Annotated in this window: 19 protein-coding genes; 12 read left to right on the top strand and 7 right to left on the bottom strand. The window is 44.1% G+C overall.

Features of this window, described 5'->3' with window-relative positions:
- The first annotated feature begins 2 nt into the window (after positions 1-2).
- From H1230_RS27115 to H1230_RS27075, 10 genes are all read left to right on the top strand, one after another.
- Positions 3-1220, top strand: coding sequence for a PAS domain S-box protein (locus tag H1230_RS27115; protein ID WP_239712915.1), 1218 nt, complete (start codon positions 3-5; stop codon positions 1218-1220).
- The gene (locus tag H1230_RS31785) at positions 1181-1429 is read left to right on the top strand and encodes an ATP-binding protein (RefSeq protein ID WP_481857192.1); all 249 of its coding nucleotides are present in this window, start codon (positions 1181-1183) and stop codon (positions 1427-1429) included. Before H1230_RS27115 ends, H1230_RS31785 begins: the two co-directional genes overlap by 40 nt.
- Positions 1430-1436: 7 nt before the next feature.
- On the top strand, positions 1437-3206 hold the full coding sequence (locus H1230_RS27110; protein ID WP_239712914.1) for a M3 family oligoendopeptidase: 1770 nt from the start codon (positions 1437-1439) through the stop codon (positions 3204-3206).
- A 356-nt stretch (positions 3207-3562) separates the two neighbouring features.
- Complete coding sequence (locus H1230_RS27105; RefSeq protein WP_239712913.1) at positions 3563-4285, top strand: sensor histidine kinase; 723 nt, start codon at positions 3563-3565, stop codon at positions 4283-4285.
- Between the two features lie 338 nt (positions 4286-4623).
- Positions 4624-6180, top strand: a complete 1557-nt coding sequence (locus H1230_RS27100; protein ID WP_239712912.1) for a FapA family protein — start codon at positions 4624-4626, stop codon at positions 6178-6180.
- Complete coding sequence (locus H1230_RS27095) at positions 6170-7777, top strand: methyl-accepting chemotaxis protein (RefSeq protein ID WP_239712911.1); 1608 nt, start codon at positions 6170-6172, stop codon at positions 7775-7777. Before H1230_RS27100 ends, H1230_RS27095 begins: the two co-directional genes overlap by 11 nt.
- A complete protein-coding gene (locus H1230_RS27090; protein ID WP_239712910.1) occupies positions 7774-8187 on the top strand; it encodes an ATP-binding protein in 414 nt (137 codons plus the stop codon). The genes H1230_RS27095 and H1230_RS27090 overlap by 4 nt, the downstream gene beginning before the upstream one ends.
- A 46-nt stretch (positions 8188-8233) precedes the next feature.
- Positions 8234-10309: a helix-turn-helix domain-containing protein gene (locus H1230_RS27085; RefSeq protein ID WP_239712909.1), complete on the top strand. Its 2076-nt coding sequence runs from the start codon at positions 8234-8236 to the stop codon at positions 10307-10309.
- Between the two features lie 161 nt (positions 10310-10470).
- Positions 10471-10722 (top strand): hypothetical protein, encoded by a 252-nt coding sequence (locus H1230_RS27080; RefSeq protein WP_239712908.1) that lies wholly within the window; start codon positions 10471-10473, stop codon positions 10720-10722.
- Positions 10723-10810: 88 nt separating this feature from the next.
- Positions 10811-11542, top strand: a complete 732-nt coding sequence (locus tag H1230_RS27075) for a ZIP family metal transporter (protein ID WP_239712907.1) — start codon at positions 10811-10813, stop codon at positions 11540-11542.
- A 101-nt stretch (positions 11543-11643) separates the two neighbouring features.
- Here the strand turns inward: H1230_RS27075 and H1230_RS27070 are convergent, their stop codons facing one another.
- From H1230_RS27070 to H1230_RS27060, 3 genes are all read right to left on the bottom strand, one after another.
- Positions 11644-12633, bottom strand: a complete 990-nt coding sequence (locus H1230_RS27070; protein ID WP_481857097.1) for an aldo/keto reductase — start codon at positions 12631-12633, stop codon at positions 11644-11646.
- A gap of 214 nt (positions 12634-12847) precedes the next feature.
- Complete coding sequence (locus tag H1230_RS27065) at positions 12848-13699, bottom strand: AraC family transcriptional regulator (RefSeq protein ID WP_239712906.1); 852 nt, start codon at positions 13697-13699, stop codon at positions 12848-12850.
- A 150-nt stretch (positions 13700-13849) separates the two neighbouring features.
- Entirely contained in the window at positions 13850-14161 is a 312-nt protein-coding gene (locus H1230_RS27060) for a (2Fe-2S) ferredoxin domain-containing protein (protein WP_239712905.1), read from the bottom strand.
- Positions 14162-14424: 263 nt separating this feature from the next.
- Between H1230_RS27060 and H1230_RS27055 the strand changes: the two genes are divergently transcribed.
- Positions 14425-15156: a general stress protein gene (locus H1230_RS27055; protein WP_239712904.1), complete on the top strand. Its 732-nt coding sequence runs from the start codon at positions 14425-14427 to the stop codon at positions 15154-15156.
- Between the two features lie 81 nt (positions 15157-15237).
- On the opposite strand, the gene glpX is transcribed toward H1230_RS27055, so the two are convergent.
- The 4 genes from glpX to H1230_RS27035 all read right to left on the bottom strand — a co-directional run bounded on the left by glpX (position 15238) and on the right by H1230_RS27035 (position 19241).
- Complete coding sequence (glpX, locus tag H1230_RS27050) at positions 15238-16233, bottom strand: class II fructose-bisphosphatase (protein ID WP_239712903.1); 996 nt, start codon at positions 16231-16233, stop codon at positions 15238-15240.
- 42 nt (positions 16234-16275) lie between these two features.
- A complete protein-coding gene (locus tag H1230_RS27045) occupies positions 16276-17076 on the bottom strand; it encodes a pyruvate, water dikinase regulatory protein (RefSeq protein WP_239712902.1) in 801 nt (266 codons plus the stop codon).
- Between the two features lie 18 nt (positions 17077-17094).
- The gene (locus H1230_RS27040; RefSeq protein WP_239712901.1) at positions 17095-17739 is read right to left on the bottom strand and encodes a helix-turn-helix transcriptional regulator; all 645 of its coding nucleotides are present in this window, start codon (positions 17737-17739) and stop codon (positions 17095-17097) included.
- A gap of 557 nt (positions 17740-18296) precedes the next feature.
- Positions 18297-19241, bottom strand: coding sequence for a DMT family transporter (locus H1230_RS27035; RefSeq protein ID WP_239712900.1), 945 nt, complete (start codon positions 19239-19241; stop codon positions 18297-18299).
- Between the two features lie 161 nt (positions 19242-19402).
- Here H1230_RS27035 and H1230_RS27030 point away from each other — a divergent pair, with 161 nt between their 5' ends.
- Positions 19403-20818, top strand: a complete 1416-nt coding sequence (locus H1230_RS27030) for an aminotransferase-like domain-containing protein (protein WP_239712899.1) — start codon at positions 19403-19405, stop codon at positions 20816-20818.
- Positions 20819-20824: the final 6 nt, after the last annotated feature.

The raw sequence follows: 20824 nt of genomic DNA, 5'->3' as shown, positions 1-20824 counted from the left end.
TTATGCCAAATGTATATCAGACCGAAATTCCGCAGTATTCCTTATATTCTTATGTTGAGAACAGCCCGGATGCTATCTATATTTTAGACACTAATAAAAAGGTGGTATATGTTAATTCATCTTTCACTAAAATGTATGGTTGGACTAAAGATGATTTGAAAAGTTTGAAACTCCCCCACATCCCCCCTGAGTTAATCGAGGAACGAGACAGACTCTCTCAGTATATTGACCAGGGGCATGAGGTTTTCTCACTGGATACGTTCAGGTTAAAAAAGGATGGTGAACTTATCAGCGTCAGTCTGTCTATTACTTCGGTAAAAGAGCCTACTGGGAAGATTATTTCTTACGTGTGTCTATCCAGAGACGTTACAGAAACGAAACTATCGGAAATGAAATATTTCAAATTGTTTAACCAAGTCAATGATGCTATCTATTTCTACCAGCAGGATCATCAAGGAAAACCTTCGAAGTTTATCGATGTAAACGATATGGCTTGCCAAATGCTTGGTTATACTAAGCTTGAACTTCTCTCGAGATCAGTAAATGATATTGCCCACCCAAGTCTTAAGCATAAAATTAAGGATACCTTCTCAACTATTATTCAAGGAAGATCCACTTTTACAGAGTGGATTCATATCACCAAGGATGGATCGACCAAACCCGTGGAAATTAGTTCGAGGACATTTAAACTTAACAATAAGACAATGGTAGTTTCTATAGTTCGTGATATTTCGGAACGGAGAATAACGGAAGAATTATTGAGGAAGACCGAGAGCATCTCGTTAATCGGAGAGCTTTCGGCTGGAATAGCCCATGAGATACGCAATCCCTTAACTAGTATTAGAGGCTTTGTACAATTATTATTTGCCCAATCCCAATTAAGTGAGAAATATAGTGATTTGGTTATCTCTGAGGTCGATCGCATTAATTCTATTATTGGGGAGCTACTGCTGCTTGCGAAACCAACAAGTTCAGAATTTCTTAATAAAGATCTTATAACCTTATTGAAACAAACGGTAACCCTACTTAATGGCCAAGCTCATTTGTCGGAGAATGAGATTAATTTAGAAATATTCGAGCAAGAGGCTAGTTTATACATAAGATGTGCTGAGAATAAGCTGAAGCAAGTTTTTATTAATATCCTAAAAAACGCCATAGAAGCTAGTCCCCGGGAACGGAGATTAGAGTTCAGGTATGCAGACAGAAGCAGCATGTATTAATCCGATTTATAGATCAGGGTAAAGGCATACCTACTGATATTCTTAGTCAAATTGGTACACCTTTTTTCACAACGAAGTCCGGTGGCACTGGATTAGGAATTATGATTAGTCAAAAAATTATCCATGATCATCAGGGGACGATTCAGTTTAGTAACAATAATCTACAAGGTACCATGGTTGAAATAACATTGCCCTATACATTGGAGTGATTCACAAATGGATATGACCTGGAATCTGGATACTTTGTATCCTTCCTTTGATTCCCCAAAGCTAAGCGCAGACCGGGAGCTGCTTGATCAACATAGCAAGGCTTTAAACCAGTGGACTAAGAGTGTGCTAGAGAACACTCAGGGTCCTGCAGCAGCAATCGAAGCCTTTCTAAGGCTGTATAACCAATATAAAAGCGTATATGTGTGTTTGTTGGCTTATGCAGAATTAATTCTCAGTGCGGATAGTGACCATATGGAAGCTATGAATCTTGCAGATGATATGGAGCAGGTGAATTCTGAAATTGCCGGGACAGTTGCTAGCTTTAAGCTTTGGCTTGCCGGCTGTGAGAATATCGATGAGTTTATCGGGAGTTCACCCTATTTGCTGGAGCATCGATTTTATCTGCAAGAGCTGTTGGCGCAATCTCGTCATGTGTTAAGTGCAGAAGTTGAAGTAGCTATAGCCAGCATGCAGAGCACAGGCTCCAAAGCGTGGGAAAGGCTCTACATGGAGCGTGCTTCAAATGTGCGTACAGTGATCTCTATTGAAGGCGAATCTAGACAGGTTACACTCTCTAAACTGAGAAGTATGGCTTATGAGAGTAAGGCGGAATTAAGACTCGCTGCTTATACTGCAGAGATTGAAGCCTGTCAACAGCTTGCGCCAGTCTGTGCAGCCAGCATCAACGGTATTAGTGGTGAGGCGTTAACCATCTATGGAATGAGAGGTTACTCTTCTTCACTGGAGAAGGTGCTTGAGGCTTCGAGAATGGATAGTGAAACCTTGGATGCCATGCTTAATGCGCTTAAGGAAAGTCTGCCAAGCTTTCATACCTACTATCGGAAGAAGGCTGGAATTTTGGGGCATCAGGATGCTCTTCCTTTTTATGATATCTTTGCACCGATCGGTGAGGAGACGGTACCAGCAACCTACACGGAGGCGAAGGACATCATTATATCCAGCTTCGCAACCTTTAGCCGGGAGCTGGCTGAATTTGCCGAGAAGGTCTTCGACCAGTGCTGGATTGATGCAGAGCCACGAGCAGGCAAGGCTGGATATGGATTATGCATCGATATCTTTCCTATTCAAGAGAGTAGAATTATGACTTGCTTTACCGGAACTTCATTGGATATTAGCGTGCTTGCCCATGAAATTGGCCATGCCTATCATAGTTCCTGTCTGAGCCATGAAACGATGCTGAACACGGATTATCCGATACCAATTGCTGAGACGGCCTCGATATTCTGCGAGACCTTGGTGAATCAGGTCTTAATCAGCAATGCCTCAGGGAAGGAGGCTCTCCCGATTCTGGAAAGAAGCATTTCCGATGCCGGTTATTATCTGGTGGACTTCTATGCCCGCTATTTATTTGAACTTCAATTATTTACAAGAAGAGCGTCAGGGCCGTTATCCGTTCAGGAACTGAATGAATTAATGCATTCCTGTATGGTAGAGGCATATGGTGAAAGTATAGACGAGACTACACTCCATGCTTATATGTGGATGAACAAGGCTGGTTATTTTATGGCTGGTAATGAGTTTTTGAATTTTCCATATTCCTTCGGACTGCTATTCTCTAAAGGGCTGTATGCTGAATATTTAAAAAGGGGAGCGGAATTCATCAGCCAATACCGCCTGTTCCTGAGTGCAACAAGCAAGAATAATATCGTTGATGCAGCTGCTATTATGGGAGTAGATGTACATTCCATTGATTTCTGGAGAAACGCGCTGCAGCTGATTAAGACAGATATCGCCGAGTTTATTAGTAGAGTATAGGAGTATCACCAACAAATTCCTATTAGACTAGAGGTTTCTCTTGAGTTCTTTGAACTCGGGAGAGGCCTTTTTTTGTAGCGCTATAGGAACAGTTTCTTATTCTCGTGGAATCATAAATAGGAAACAAGAGTGATTACCAATAGATGTAATTAAGCTGTAAAATTAGGAAATCAGCTGGAAGATACAAATTATAACAATATTCTTGCGCTACCGCATATTAATGGTACTCAATAGGACTAAAGAACCGATTTATGCCTTCATAATATCATCTTATCTTGTCATTTTCTGTTCATGTATTTGTATTAATACTGAAATCAGCAAATGTTGCAGTATAATGCACGGAAGGTGGGCTTGAAATGACCGATGATATGGATATTGTGAAGCGGATGGCAGCGGGTATTGTTCATGAAGTAAGAAATCCAATTACTGTTATAAAAGGGTATACAACACTGCTGAGGGATTCCATAAGCCCTAAACATTCTACTCTCATTCATTCACAAATCGTAATATTGGAGAAATTAATGGATGGCTTAGAGTTCTTAGCAAGGGTCGATGACATCGACAACCTGAACTTTAGAAACGTTAAGCTAAAGAATGTGGTCCACAATTGTCTGGACGATCTGTATCCTGTTTTACAGGAGGCAGGAATACAGGTGGAGATCAAATGCGGATACCATCGGGATATCGAATGTGAGCAGAGATTAATTAGCATGCTGCTGAATAATCAACTCATAAATGCTGCCGAGTCCATGACTGAAGGTGGAGTTATTTCGATCCGAATCGTTGACTATGATCAGGATTATGTGAATATCCAAATAGAGGATAAAGGTACGGGCATTTCGGCGGAGCGAGTTCCTTACCTGGGGCAGCCCTTCTTTTCAACTAAGGAGAAGGGGATTGGAATGGGGGGAATGCTGTGCAGAAGTATTATCCAGAAACATTATGGTACGCTCATCTATTACACAGATATCGAAAAAGGCACTATTGTTAATATTCAATTGCCTAAACAGCAACCTATTAGCAGTGTTGAAATCGATAATTCAATACAGTCGGATTTAGATACACTGTCTTGTAATTAATTTACTAGTGGGGGGGCTGGTTAAATATGATATTGAAAAGGATCTTAATCATTGATGATTCCACAGAGAACTGTTCAGTTCTAGGGATTATGTTGCGAGGATGCAGAGTCATTAATTAGTAATGCTGATATCGCTATGTATCACACCAAAAACAAGGGGCAAAGTAGATTCCATGAAAAGAGAAATATGGATTTTCTGGAATTAGCCCGATTGTAAGTGAAATTATATATATGTATATATATTCTAATCATAATTTGTATATAATTTATGATTAAAATAGCCTTACTGTGAACAAAGAGGTGATTATTGTGGGCTACTCTTTAGAAGGAGAACAACTATTGGGTATTGTCAGTATTCAGGGCAATAATATTAAGATTGCCTCCAATCAAGCCTATAGCATCGATCCTCCCTTTAAAGACTTCGTTATTAGTATAAACGAAGTTACTTTGACAGAAAGAATGAGAGTCTCTTCAAAAGATAATGTGATATGGACATACATAGGGGAGCAAAACTCTGGCTACACGTTAAGCCTAAGAGCGCAGGACATGGAGTTGTATATACTCATACATCATAAGTTTGAACTAGAAGCAGTTCCCGCTGTTAGACTCCAAAATGATAATATTTCTGTAGGGATTGCTTATAAACCCGATCTCAAGAGGAGATTAGCGCTAGAAGGGCTTATGGATAGAATTGAACAGATAGGTGTTGCACCCCAGTTTGTGAATAAGGATGTATTGAAACAGGAGCTGGAATTGCCCACGGGTAAAGAAATACTAATAGGTAAAGGTATAGCGAGCACAAAGGGTTCTGACGCTTGGATCGAAACCTTCTTTTCGGATGAAACCTTTCATAGAGGTGTCAATGAGAACAATGGTGTAGTTGATTTTACATCTGAGCTGGTAATTCCTACTGTGGACAAAGGGACAAAAATTGCTGTGTATCATCCTTCTGAACCAGGTGAACCTGGGATGAACCTTAAGGGGAATTCTATAGGATCAGAACCGGTTAAGGATATCCAGATCCCCTTTGACCCTTCGGTTGAATTCAGATCTAATGTTTGGTACGCACTGATACCTGGAAGACCGATACTAGTAACCAATAAGAATAGTTATTTATTGAGGATTATAGCCGTATATGAACATTATGGGGATGCCACTTATGAAAAGGGAAACATCTATTTTACCGGAGATATAACTATTCATGGCGACGTTCATGACGGTGTGCATGTTGAAGCATTGGGCAAAGTAATGGTGAAAGGAAATGTATTTAAAGGTTCAATAATTGCTGCAGGCAGTATTTCAATCACCGGTACAGTTCTGAACACGACATTAAGTGCGGGCAAGCCCTCTATGCTCGCTAGTATGTTTTACAAAGAACTTTTTCAACTGAATAAATCCTTTGAAACCCTGATCATAGCTATGCAGAAATTTAGTGAAATGGCCAATAACAAAGGGTACGGATATGGCACACTTTTAAATATTCTCATTCAAGTAAAACATAAGAAGTTTTTTGAAGAGGTAACTGAATTCCTGCAAAAATTGGACAAAGTGAAAACTGGATTGCCTGAATATATACAAATCTTAAAAATTCGCTTAAGTGCGTTTATGAATGAAGAACGAATCGCCCTGCAAAAAGATGAAGGACAGATGAAAGGAATTAGTATATATCTCCAAACTGCAGTGGAACGGGTCGAAGCATTGTCTACCCAACCGTGTGATATTAGCTTTGCTTCTGCTTCTTATTCTGAGATCTATACAGGAGGCAAGATTGAAGTAACAGGAAAAGGCACAATTCACTGTAAAGTTCAGACAGAGCAGGGGATAGCCTACCTTATCCCAAGCGGGAAGAGTCATGGTGATGAGATCCATATTAAGGGGGCGCTGTATGAAGCTTAGATTAGGCATTACGGGCAAACTGTCTCTGTTATCAATTTCACTTGTCCTCTTTAGTGTGATGTCCATCTTGACCGCTGGCTATTATGTGAATTACAACCAGATTGATAAAGCTGCCGGTGAAGAATTGGTCGGGTGCGCCAATATTACGACTACATTGATTGATCCCAACCAACTTCTGCAACTTGCTAAAGGGGATACTACAGTACTTCCCACTCTGCAGGCTAAGGTGGATGGCATTGTGGACCATAAACCTATTTTTCTAGATGCAGCTATTATAACTGTTGATGGAACAATCCTGGTTGCAGATAGTCGCATGAGAGAAAGTGGAATAAAGACGGGAGACACCGTGCCTATAGCTGCATCCCTGCGTGATAGTCTTATTCAGATGCATCACCCCGTTTATTCGGAACTCTATAATTACAATGGCCTCAAACGAAAAGCTGGTTATGCCCCCATCATGACCGCAGATTCCCAGATTGTTGGATTAATGATGGTAGAGTTTGATGCCAACATTATTACGCAGCGTACCAAGGAAATGCTGGCTTTTACCTTTAAGATTGGAGGAATCTTTCCGATCCTTGCAGGTTTAGTGGGTTGGATCATGGCTAAGCGATTAACTAAGCCAATCAAGGATCTCACCCAGTTAATGAAAAAGGTCGCAACGGGAGATCTGACGGAGAATATAGAAGCTACTACCAGAAAGGATGATTTGGGAGAACTCTGGGAATCGTACCGCTATTTGGTCTTGAGCCTAACTAAGGATATTCATGAAATATCTCAGCATGCCGGCCAGTTGGATTCTCATAGTAAACAAATCAATCAAGCCTTTGAATATCTGACGCAAGGATCATCAGGTCAATTTGATTCCGTGCTTCAAGTATCCAATAAAATGTATGTAATGGAGCAGGGAGTTCAATCCGTAGTCAAATTTGCCTCCATGGCTAGTGCTTCATCAGAAGAAGCAGTTCACCTGGGGAAGCAAGGTGGAATAGTAGTGAATAGCTCTAGAGAAAGTATGTTCCATATCCGGTCTACGACTAATGAGCTCATTGTAAATACTGCGAAAATTTCCGACACTGTTTCGATTATTAGTGATATTTCCAGTCAAACTAACCTTTTGGCGCTTAATGCAGCTATTGAAGCCGCTAGAGCAGGAGATTCAGGAAGAGGGTTTGCTGTTGTAGCCGAGGAAATTCAGAAGCTTGCGGATAGAACCTCTCAATCTACACAAGTTATCAATGCTTTGATTCTTGGGGTGAATGAATATATGCGGCATGCTGAAGAGGCGATCAAGGTCGGTGTTGAGCAGAATATGGAGGCGGAACAAGTATTCCAGCGGATTCTTCATGCCATTGGTGATATGGGAAATCGTATTGCTGATATCCTGCAAGCAAGTGATGAACAGGAGGTTCATACCAAGGAAGTGATGGCTTCAGTGAATCAAATTTCTAGGCTAGCGGAAGAGAACCAGTCTCATATTACTAAAACGTCTACCTTAGTGGGTCATCTCACCCATATGTCGTTTAGCTTGAAGGATATGTCTAGTAAGTATCGGATAAACTCGAATGAAGATGACCAGAAAGAGGACAAACTATGATGACTACGAGCGCGGAACATTGCTTGCTGCTAAGAGGAAAAACAGATATTGAATTAGCGATGGACTTGACGGGCTCTTATGCAGAGGATATAGGATTCGATTCCAAGGAAACCATCTTTCTCAAGCTGATGACTGAAGAAGCCTGTATGAATGTGGTAGATCATGGGAGAATGTATAGTACTTTCTGGCTTAAATGGGAGCTATATAAAGACGGAATGGATCTGATGATCAGTCAGATAGGCTCTCCGTACAGTATAAATTCAGACATAGAATTGCAGACAGAAGCTTCTAGAGGTCGTGGATTATACATTATTAGGAATTTATGTGATAGTATGAAAGTTGAACAGCGAGGAAGCGTTACTTCCTTGATTATTACAAAAAGAAGAAAAATATTATCAATAACAAACTGAAATGGTAAGAGAAAGTATATTACAACCAGATGGGCGGGTTAGAGCTATGAAACACTGTATGGATGGGTTTGGGATAATTCAGGATGGATTATCAAACAAAGTACAGTTATCGATATTCATCACCAATATAGATGGGGAGTGTATTATACCGCCAACCATTATAGATCCCATCACAGATCATGTTACTCAGCACTATGAGATTAAAGAATATATGAAAAGGACAATATTGACTTACGGAGCTTCGAAGAGTCCACGAGTCATTGAAGGACAGTCTACTGCCTTTTTTGGTACAAAGCTGATGCTTTATCCGGTGACACTAGCAGATTATCCGGATTACTATATTTGGTCTGGATTTTTTACTGAAGAAGCTGTAACTGTTGATGTGAATGACAGGCCATTTAAAGTGTACGGTGAAATGATACAGAAATCTCCTGATGAGGTTCGACAAGTTATTCATTATTTTGATATGTACTCAAGTCTGTTGACTACTATATTAACTAGCCAAATGGAAGTAGAGAAGCGGGAGAAGCATCTGGGGCAATTGAATCAGATCCTGGGGGACATGCATACGCAGAGAAATGCACAGGCTGAATTTCTTGAAAGTCTTCATGATTTTTTGCCTGAAGTCGACTTTTTAGCGTACGCCATTAAAAATAAAGATGATTCTTTCCAAATCCTTTATACCAGTGGTAAACAGAGTGAGGCCCTTAGAGAGCATAAATTTCTTCCAGGGGAGGGGATTCTGGGAAAAGTTGCTGCAACCTCTAAATGTGAAATTTGGAGGCATACAGACAAAGATCCAAGGAATGATTTTTTCAAAAAGCTCAATCTGCCCATTAAGCAGTTATTCTGCTATCCCATTTTTAATGAATCTGCTGTGGATGGTGTGTATTTTGGCGGGATGTATTCCTATCTTCCGGAGCTTCAGTCTCAGCCATTTATTAAGATAAGCGCGGATTTATTGCAACTGCACTTATCGAATACACGATTAAGAGCCGAACATAGTGAAATGAATGCTTTAATGACCATTGTATTTGAGTTGTTCAAAAGTATTAAGGAAACGAATCAAGTGAAACAGCTCTTCTATCTGCTGCTGGACGCAACTTTAAATATAACGGAAACTACATTGGTTTGTTTGTTATACCGTGATAAGTTTAGAACAGGCAAGCTGCATTTTCTGTCTCGGGGTATTCAACAACCGGAATTACATGACGTAACCTCAAAGCTAATCAGTAAATATTTTGATGAGGAAGTCACTTCGACTGGAGAAGAACAAGTATGTCATTGGGAGCAAGGACGCGCGGTTCTTGAAGTTCCTATTATGTACAATAATTCTTTGGTTTCAGTATTATGTGTTGAGGTTATGCGCGATAAATATGGGCTAGCAAGTTATTATGCAGATGCCTTCAGGCTGCTGTACACGTTGCTGATTCAAAAGTTAATGATTAATGAACTGGAAGAACTTGCTCGTATTAAGTTGCTGCAAAGTGCGCTACAGCAGTGGAATCCTGAATTATTTAAGGAATTACAAGTGCTGGAGAAGGATCTATCAGACATATTGCCACAGTTACCGTTAACAGAAGATGAGCAGCATCAGGCCTTATTAATCTGTCCTATCCTTTTTTATGATACAGAAATACTCATTTCTCATTCTTTTGCGAAGGATACTATAGGTATCATTGAGGAATTCCAAATATGGAACAAAGGAGGGGCCATTCCTGTTTCTATAGTTGGACAAGTATTGGCGCTTACCTACATACAACAAAAGGATGATGAATCACAAACGGATTCCAAGTCGGGATATTCAAATGCTTTAATCCATGCTTTTGACAAATATAATCAGAAAGCTATCTTTCTGGAAGCTGACTTTTCTATTAAAGAGAAAGAAGATGAAGCAGCTAACCATAAAGTGAAAGAGAATATGGAGCAATTGTCCAAAAGGGAAAATGAGGTTCTTCGACTGGTTGCAAAAGGATATGGAAATAGGGAAATAGCGATGAAGTTATTTATAAGTGAACATACAGTTAAAAACCATATCAGTAGTATATTCCAAAAATTAGATATAAAGGATAGAAATAAAGCGACCGCGGCACTTTACAAACAAATATACGGTATACAATAAAACAGCTCGTAGGAGTTGTTTTATTTTTTTTGTAGTAATAGTTACTTATTACATATTGTTTTACTTGAAATATAATTAAGACTATACGGGGATTTCTTAGCTAATATAAACGGATTATAATAGGATTAATAGAAAACGACTATAGCAAAGAAGGGGAGAATATGAAGGGGAAAATACATATCTTATTGCAAATGAAATGCACACAATTCTTCCAACAGAATTCAGGTGCTTTCGAGAGCATTGAAGGCTTATCCCTGAAGCTAGGCAGGTCCGTAGGCCAACTAGAAGAGGTTCTTTCTATACTATGTAAAATAAATATACTGGAGAAAAAAGGAGAAGGTGCATTCAGCTTCTATAGATATCAGCTACCTGATGTAAACGTGATACTGAAGCAGGAGTCTGAAGACACTTGATCTTATATAAACTGTGTTTTCGGTACTGGGTTTCAGATCTTTAGCATATGCTTGGTCTATCAGACCTGTCCCAAAGGGAGTTGAAGACTTGGCAAATGCGCTGCTTGGCAGTTTATTATCAGCAATGGCGACTGTGCTTGGCGCGATTCCTATTTTGTTCATAAAAAGGTTATCGGAGAAATGGAAGGACGTTCTCGTTGCGTTCACAGCAGGCATCATGGTGTCAGCTTCCATGTTCGGATTAATCCCGCAAGCAATTATAGAGTCAGGTCTTATTGCTTTATTCTTAGGCTTGATTACCGGTGTTCTGCTACTTGATTTGATTGGGAATAATCTGCCCCATATGGATGTGGAGAATAAACCCGGCTACACCGACATGGATTCGAAGGCGCTGTTGGTGATGATCGCTCTGTTTATTCATAACATTCCGGAAGGACTGAGTACAGGCTTTAGCTATGCCAGCCAGCAGGGGAATCTGGGACCTATGGTTGCCATTGCCATCGGTGCGCAAAACATCCCGGAAGGATTAATTCTGGCCGTCTTTCTAATGAATTCCCGGACATCCAGACTAAAGGCACTGACGTTAGCTGCGCTAACCGGCTTGATAGAAATAGTAGCGGCAGTGATCGGTTATTTTACCGCCAGCTCCATACAGAATATTGTGGGCTACGGCCTAGCCTTTGCTGCAGGGGCCATGCTCTTCATTGTCTATAAGGAGCTGATTCCGGAAAGCCATGGCCATGGCTATGAACGACCCTCAACCTATTCCTTTGTTCTGGGATTGCTAATTATGGTATGTATTACGCAGAGATTTGGGTGAGGGCAGTAAATTGAAAAAAAGACGGCACGTAAGTACCTGAGCCAGCCTTAATGCTGACCCGGTCTGATGTGTCGTCTTTGCTAATTAAGTCTATACTTCAATTATCCCCGCAAAATAGTCTCGATTTGTTCCAGCTCTTCTGCACTAAGTTCTGGTGCATTCAATGATGCTACCGCATCCTCAATCTGGCTTACTTTGCTGGCCCCGATAAGCGCTGAGGTGACTTTACCCCCGCGGAGTACCCACGATAAGGCTAGCTGCGACATTTTCTGTCCACGTGCGGCGGCAATCTCATTCAGCTTCTGTACCTTGCCAATAACCTCTGCAGTAATTTCTTTCTCGGACAGGAACACGCTAGGTCCGGCAGCACGGGAATCGGCAGCGATGCCGTTCAGATAACGATCGGTCAGAATACCTTTTTGCAGCGGTGAGAATGCGATGGTGCCGATTCCTTCTTCAGCCAATACATCCTGAAGTCCATCTTCGATCCAACGCGACATCATAGAATAGTTTGGCTGATGAATAAGGCATGGTGTTCCTAACCGGCGCAGGATCTGGGCCGCTTCACGCGCTTCTTCGGGTTTATAGTTGGATATGCCGACATAAAGAGCCTTACCTTGACGGACAATAAGATCCAGCGCAGCCATCGTTTCTTCCAATGGTGTGTTTGGATCTGGACGGTGGTGGTAGAAAATATCGACATAATCAAGTCCCAACCGTTTCAGGCTCTGATCCAGACTCGAGACCAGATATTTCTTGGAGCCCCATTCGCCATAAGGCCCTGGCCACATATAATATCCGGCCTTAGTGGAGATGACCAATTCATCGCGGTAGGCAGTAAGATCCTTGTTCAGAATAGTCCCGAAAGTCTCTTCCGCAGAACCTGCGGGTGGACCGTAGTTGTTGGCAAGATCAAAATGGGTGATCCCGAGATCAAAGGCTCTTCTGACCATCGCTCTACCATTCTCAAAGACATCATTTCCGCCGAAGTTATGCCATAGTCCGAGCGAAATTGCCGGAAGCAGCAAACCACTTTTGCCTGTGCGGTTATATGTCATATTGTCATATCTAGTAGCACTTGCATTGTACATTATGTTTCCTCCTAAAAGTTTTATGAAGCTTCACTACTTGAGACGCATCGCAATAAAACTCGCTTCGAAAGCATAGGCTTAGTTTTGTAGCATACGCTACATGGATTACTTCGCAAAACTACTTCGTAAGCACGGGCTTAAGTTTTGTGAGCGGTTGCTACGTTCTAATTGTAGCGAAAGAACAGAGTGAAGCGTATGTCAGCAAGGAAGCTTTTTATAGAACAATGTCTTCTTTGTGGAGATGACGGAGACGATATTCCTTGGGTGAGCAGCCTCGTACCTTCTTAAACATACGCGAGAATAGCAAGGGGTCCTGATAGCCGACAGAGCGTGAAATCTCACCAATCGTACATGTGGTTTCTGTCAGCAACTCGCAGGCTTTGGCGACCCGAAAGTTCAATAAATACTGCTGCGGAGGCAGGCCAATGGTCCGTTTGAAGAGGGTTGATAAATATTTTCGATCCAGTTTTAGCGTTGCAGACATCATCTCTACCGTAACGTTCTCGCAATAATGGGCATGCAGGAAGTGGAGACATTGCTCAACGTAAATACTTTTTTGCTTTGGTAAAGGAAGGATATCAGGTGCGGCTGGCACGGTCTGCAGTAATAGAGAAAAGAACTCATACATAAGCGCTTTTAATGGCAAATCAAGACAATCTGTTGGCTCTGCCGCTTGGATTAGTCGTTCGTACAGACTTGGCATCAAGTGTTCGTCCATTGGAAAGACGGGTTGCTCCGGCGACAAAGAGGTTTTGGACAACATAAATTCGACCTGTTCGCCAGTAAAAGCCACCCATGAATAATTCCAGGGATCAGAGTGGTCTGCTGCATAGAAAGTAACGATATGGGGATAGGTCAGAAAAGCCTGACCAGCCCGCAGGGTATAGGAATGTTCTCCGACAGAAACGGTGCCGGTTCCTCCATGAATAAAATGAATTTTGTATAAGTCACGTACACCGGGTCCAACCGAGTGCCCTGGAGCACACTGCTCCTGACCCCAATAATGAAGGTGTAAATCGGGATTGCCACGGAAAGGACGTTCGGAATTATAATGAAATATAGCCATGGCTGCTTCAGCCTCTTTTCTGAACAAGGTTGTTCAAGAGTAATCTCCATTATACCTTTAAAAGACGGATAACATGCAAAAAGCCCCATCCTCTAAAATAGAGAAGGGACTTCCATAATTTCCTGGGTAGCATAAATGAATTAGCGAATATCAGGCTTCCATCTTCAACATAACCAGTTCCTCCACAGGCACTCCATTGATCAAATGCTCTTCTACAATTCGCTCAACATCATCAGTAGTTACGTTGTAATACCAAATACCATCTGGGTACACAATAACAAAAGGACCGTTGCCGCAAAGGCCAAGACAGCTGCTTTTGTTGATTTTGACTGTTTTATTGATGCCTTTCTCCACAAGTTGTTCCTTGAACGTCTGCATAACTTCCTCGACATCTTGATTATTACAGTGTTCACTACAGCAGAAGAAGAGATGCTTCTTCAGAACCTTCAAACGCATATTCATGATTATGCCTCCTTATATATGTTGCTTTTGTTCACATATCTAATGGGAGTATAGCTCCTTTTAGAATATCTGTAATGCGCTTAAGGCAAATGTTCTCAAAGGATTAACAAAGAGGCATTTTAGGCGAAATTGATGAAAGCTAAGATGACTTCAACTTAACGTAGTTAGGTGAATAATGGCGAATTTTAGTGTTGAATTCCTTGGTTAATTTTGCAATGAAACAGGGCAAACTAATTCAATCACTAAATCAGGAGGCAAACGATATGGATAAGAAAATTGTGGGTGTTTTCACTGCAGAACCTGATGCTTCACGGGCGATTGAGGAATTAAAGCGTCATGGGTTCCGCTCAGATGATATCTCCGTAATCACCAAAAATAAAAAAGATTCTAACTCCATCCATGAGGATACAGGGACAAAGGCACCTGAAGGAATGGCTTCAGGAGCTACAACAGGCGGTCTACTGGGAGGACTAACAGGGTTATTGGTGGGTATTGGCGCTTTGGCGATTCCCGGGATCGGGCCTATTATTGCCGCTGGGCCAATAGCAGCCACTTTGGCTGGAGTAGCCGTGGGTGTGGGGACTGGAGGTTTGGTCGGAGGTCTGGTCGGGCTAGGCATTCCAGAAGATGAGGCGGAAAGTTATGACCGGTATGTGGGCCAAGGCCACATTCTTGTAATGGTGGAGGCGAAAGGTGAGCATGAACAGGATGTCTATCGTATTTTCAAGCAATATCATTCCCTGAATGGAGATCGTTTTGAGGGCAAAAGTGATAACGCCGCAGGGGGAGAGGGCGACCGTAATGTGCAGGTAGAGGTAGCTGCGGGCAATTCTGTTAAGAACACAGTAGAGGCTTCCTTTAACGGCTCAGGACTGGAAGACAGAAAGGATGATGGTCTCGGTATCGCACCTGAACCTGAATTGACTGGGGACAGAGCAGAGCATGATATCCACAGGCCGGGGATGACAGGCGCGGTTGAGGAGACTGATGACTGAATGGATTATAAGAAAGGGGATGTCCCGCAGGCCATAATTCTGGCTGGCGGAACATCCCCTTTCCTATGAAAGACTCTTAAACTATAAGGAGGCTACGTTTTGTCTACCTGTCCAGGTATCCGGTATTTCTTTGCCGGGAAGAAAATGAATGCTGCGGATATAGCGGATGGTGCGACTCTGCGCGCGCATGATTACTGAATGCGTCTCGGCCCGCTCTTTGCCGATAAAGCGAACACCGCTTAAGAACTCACCTGAAGTGACTCCGGTTGCGGCGAAGATGACGTCGCCAGTGCCGACCATGTCCTCCATGTACAGCACTCGTGTCGGATTGGCGATACCCATCTGCAGGCAACGCTGCATCTCGAAAGGACCCTCAGGGAGCAGCTTTCCTTGCATTTCCCCGCCCAGGCACTTCAGCGCAGCGGCGGCGAGTACGCCTTCAGGCGCTCCGCCCGAGCCCATGTACAGATCAACATCACTGTCAGGCAGCGCTGCGGCAATTGCGCCGGCCACGTCGCCATGTCCGAGCAGTTTGATGCGTACACCCGCCTGCCGCAGGCTGGCAATCAGTTTTTCATGCCGCTTGCGGTCCAGCACCATCACTGTTAACTCGGAGAGGGATTTGCCGGTAATGAGACTTGCTTTCTGCAGAGTGACCTCAACAGAATCTTCAATACGGAGTTTGCCAGCCAGTTCAGGGCCGCAGGCCAGCTTCTCCATATAAATATCAGGGGCATGGAGGAGGCTGCCTTTGTCGGCAATAGCGATGACAGATTGAGCGTTATGCAGTCCGCAAGCAACTACCTCTGTGCCCTCTAGAGGATCAACGGCGACATCTACCGAAGGACCCTTCTTATTGCCAACTCTTTCTCCGATATAGAGCATCGGCGCATCATCCATCTCGCCTTCGCCAATCACTACGGTCCCATCAATGGAGACGGAATCAAACATGGAACGGATAGCGGTTGTAGCCGCATCATCAGCTGCATTCTTATCGCCCCGGCCAATCCAGCGGGCTGAAGCCAAAGCACCCAGTTCTGTTACCCGTACAATTTCAAGAGCCAATTCGCGTTCCATAGCTTATCCCTCCACTTGTATGTTGTATTATTTCTACCGAGGTTAAATGTAACCCATAATAATCCCAGCGGTTTCTTCAATAGCTTTGTCAGTGATGTCGATGATAGGACAGTCTAGCTTGGTGAACAGCACTGCGGCATATTCCATTTCTTCCATGATCCGTGCAAGACTTGCGTACTGGGAGCCTACTGGCAAGCCCAGCACCTTCAGGCGTTCGGAACGGATCTTCAGCATATGCTCCGGGTCCATCGTCAGTCCGATCAGTCGGTTCGGCGGCAGGCTGAACAACTGGTGCGGCGGGCCGATTTCCGGTACGATCGGATAGTTGACCACTTTCTTACCCCGATGGGCCAAAAAGATGCTGAGCGGCGTCTTGGAGGTACGGGACATGCCCAAGAGTACGATATCCGCCTTCAGCATAGCGCCAAGATCACGCCCGTCATCGCAGGCGACGGTGAATTCAATCGCTTCAATCCGGCGGAAATAGTTCTCGTCGAGCTGGTGCAGCAGGCCCGGTCTTGCTTGCGGAGCATCATCGAAAGTGTCGATAAAGGTCTGCATCATCGGGCCCATAATATCTACGATGCGCAGGTCGAGACGAACGGATTCCTCGCGAATCATCTCCCTAAGCTCTGGTTGTACCAGGGTGTAAGCGACAAAGCCTTGATGCTTAGCCGCTTCTTCCATCAGCTTTCTAAGCTCGTCTTCATGTCTTACATTGCCATATCGTCTAATCGTGACACGCTGATTCTGGAATTGGTGTAAGACGGCCTGCACGACAGCCTCCGCCGTATCTCCTAAAGAATCCGAGCATATCGTAATGAAGTGAGAAGGTTCCTCCATGCTCATTGATTCCTCCTGTTATCCTTTGGGTTCAAGTTCGAGGAGAAGCTTTATGATGGAAGTCTTCGTTAGGCGCCCAACCACATCCAGCTTCGTGCCGGCATCCTCTGCACTGCTCGGAACAACCACCGGCAAACTGTCTACCTCGTGAAAAATCATCTTATGCGCAGCATCAAGCACCGTGTCATCAGGGAATATCGTCACTACCTTGGGCTGACGCGTCATGACCATACTTACAGGCATGGAAACAGCACCGGGGTTGCCAAGCGTGACCTTTAAGAAATCCTTGCGGGAAGCGACACCAGTCAGCTTGCCGTCTACGTCACAAATAATAAGAGTGCCAACATCCTGGAGAAACAGGGTAACGACCGCATCCTGAATCGTTGTGGTCTCCCGGATAATAATAGGCAAGCTTTGAATAGCCTTGACCTTGGTTTCCTGCAGCAGATAACTGCTGCCTAAGCCGGATGAGGCTTTTTTGCCGGGGAAATACCCGACCTTTGGTTTGGCATCAATATACTCAAGCATGACCAGAACCGACAGATCGGAGCGGATCGTGGGCCGGCTAAGAAGCAGGCTTTCGGCAATTTGTTCGCCGGAAATCGGCGATCTTTTTTTTACAATATCAATAATTTGCAATTGACGGGATGTCAGTTCGATCACAGTTTCCCTCCACTTCCGAATACAGCAAGGTGACCCTCATTAGGAAAGGAGCGCCGGATGCCGATTCCTCCTTTCATATATGAGTCATATTAGAATATTTTTCCCTTTGCATGCTTATATAATACGCAATAGTGGTCATTAATGCAAGATATAGTACGTCATATATCAAATGTTTTTAAGAAATATAATAATTTGCATGCTTCCGCTGTGCTTTTACGGGAAAGGACCGTGGCTTGCACTGTTATACATAGTTCTTAAGATCCTCATATACCTCAGCGTGGTGAGCGGATGTCTTTAAATTTAACATCCATTTTTGCCGTTAATTATGGCTGTTTGCGCTGCGAGACTGATTTAGCTGACATTTATGCCTCTAAATCGGTGGGAATGAGAGTAATCAGCCGTAGTGGAGAGAATTAACAGCATAATTGTAATATAATCTCTTGAAAAACGTGAAAATAGAAGAATTAGAGGCATAAATTCATGTTAAACCAAATAGAGTACGCCACGTGCCCGACATCACGTACCCGAAGTCACGTTCCAGCTTACTATCGACAGTTCTATTCTGCTTGCCTCGGAAGGAGTGCATCAGCCGTCTTTGTCTTGGGCCGCGGTTTCTGGATTAATTGCTTCAAGGCGGCAGCATTCACCAGCAAGGTTCCGCCAATGATCGTGAACACTCCAAGCAGGGTTACCCAAGAGACAGTCTCCGAGTAGAACAGGAAGCCAACGCCAACAGCAATAGGAGGAGAAATATAGAGCCACGTAGAGGGGAAGACCGGATTCGTCTTGGCGACGAGCCAATAGAATAGTGTATGTCCAACCATGGAACCGACCACGGTCAGATAGAGCAACGACCCCGCTGTTTTGATCGAGAAGAGGAACTCAGGGTGTACCTTCTCTGTAGCCATAGACAAAATGGACAGCAACAACCCACCATACATCATCTGAACAGCATTGAGCGCGATGGGCGACACCTCGGGCATGCTGGTAATTACTTTTTTGGAATAGATGGCACCTGCTGCATAGCAGCATTCTCCGATCAGAACGACAACACAGCCGACAATCCAGAGCGGGGAAACATCGAGTGCTAGGTTAGGCAGAACTAGCAGCAGGACACCGATGAAGCCGATGATGCAGCCGTAGAGCGAGATCGACGAAGCTTTTTGCCGAAGAACTGTGGCTTGCATCAACAAAATCATGATTGGACCGGTGGCCGACAGCACTGCAGCGAGCCCCGAAGATACATATTGTTCAGCCCAGTACAGAGCAGAGAAGGTTCCGAAGGTCAGTGCAGCCCCGGTAAACAGCAGTTCTTTGCGCAGCAGTAGGGAAAAGTTGGCTTTGTGTTTCCAGACCATCCAGAGAAATAGAACAGCACCAGCCACGAAAAAGCGCAGACCCGCTGAGAAGAAGGGAGGCGCACCGGCATCCACGCCGATTTTGATCGCAAGAAAGGTTGTACCGAAGATAAGACATACGAGAGCATAGGCAACAAGAATCATGTTCATTTCCCCTTTATGATGTGGTTGAGACCGGAAGTCCATTGGTAATTCGTTTAATCATATAGGGGAGAAGACAGAACAGATTACATAGAGTAGAACAGATCCTCGCAGAAATCGTGTACAATACGATAAATAGGTTATTCGCAGAGGAGCTTAAGTTGATGAAAAAAGCCGTTGGAATGGAGCAGAGTCATCCCTTATTCCGTCAAGTGTATGAGTTTATCTTAAACCGTATCGAGCGGGGGGAGTGGAGAGCGCATGACAAGCTGCCTTCCATCCGATTGCTGGCTGAGGAAACCAAGGTGCACCGGCTGACGGTATTTAAGGCTTACAGAGCACTGACTGAGAACGGGAAGGTGTATGTAAAAGATAAATCCGGCTATTATGTGTCCCCAGACAGCCTGCTACCTGCAGATGTTGGTGAGGGCGCTGTGGTTGCCTCTTATCAACTGACTAATCCGCTGTCCGATATCCAGCGAATTCCGGCCAAATACCAGTTCTCACAGGCGCTGATTGATCCCAATTTGCTGCCCAACCTTTTTCTGTCGGATTATGTGAAAAAGGTATTCGACCTCTATCCGAAGGTGATGGGGACGTATTCGAGTGTACAAGGAGATGAAGAGCTGCGGGAGACGCTGAGTCAGCATTTCAGGCAGCATCATCGGCTGCAGCTGTCAGCCGCGGAGCTGTTAATCACCTCCGGCGCACAGCAGGCGATTAATCTGGTGGCCAGAATTCTGCTTGGACCCATGGACACTGTGCTGGTGGAGCGTCCGACTTACAGCGTGGCTATGGATATTTTTCGGCGGGAGGGTGCGCGGCTGGTTCCAGTTGAGATTACTGCGCAGGGGTATGATCTGGAGGAAGTGGAAGCTTTAATGCGCAAGCATAAGCCGCGGATGTTCTATATGAATCCTACTCACCATAATCCGACCGGGTACTCGGTTCCGGCGCGTCAGCGCAAACTCTTGGTCGAACTAGCCGAGCGCTACCGCTGTATGCTGGTGGAGGATGATCCTTTTCGCGATATGTATTTTGTAGAGGAGCCGCCGACGCCATTATTTGCCTACGATACGGAGGGCTGGGTCATTTATATTAGCAGCTTCAGCAAATATGTCGCTCCGGGCTTGCGGATCTGTGCGGTAGCCTGCCGTTTCCCGTTCATGGAGCGGTTGATCACAGCCAAATCACTGGCGGATAACGGCACTCCGCTGCTCAATCAGAAAATATTTCTGCATTATTACACCTCACCGCGCTTGCAGCAGCATCTAGGTAAGTTGCGCACTGCACTTCAGGTACATAAGGAAATTATGGAGGAGGAGTTGGCGGCGGCAGGCTGGGAGTGGACAGCTCCGCAGGGCGGGCTGAATTTGTGGGTGAAGCTGCCTGCGACGCTCTCTGTGGAAGCCCTTTTTCGCAAAAGCATGGAGCAGTCCATCGCGTTTATCCCCGGTGAGATTCTGGACCCGCTGGGAGAGATGAAGTCGTGGATTCGCCTCAGTTATTCGTTCGCTAGTGAAACGGTGCTGCGTGAAGGAATGAAACGTCTGACAACACTCGCGCGGACGCTGGAGTAGAGGGAT

Source organism: Paenibacillus sp. 19GGS1-52 (assembly GCF_022369515.1).
In the GTDB taxonomy this organism is placed as follows: domain Bacteria; phylum Bacillota; class Bacilli; order Paenibacillales; family Paenibacillaceae; genus Paenibacillus_AQ.
This window is presented reverse-complemented; position numbering and strand designations above follow the sequence as displayed.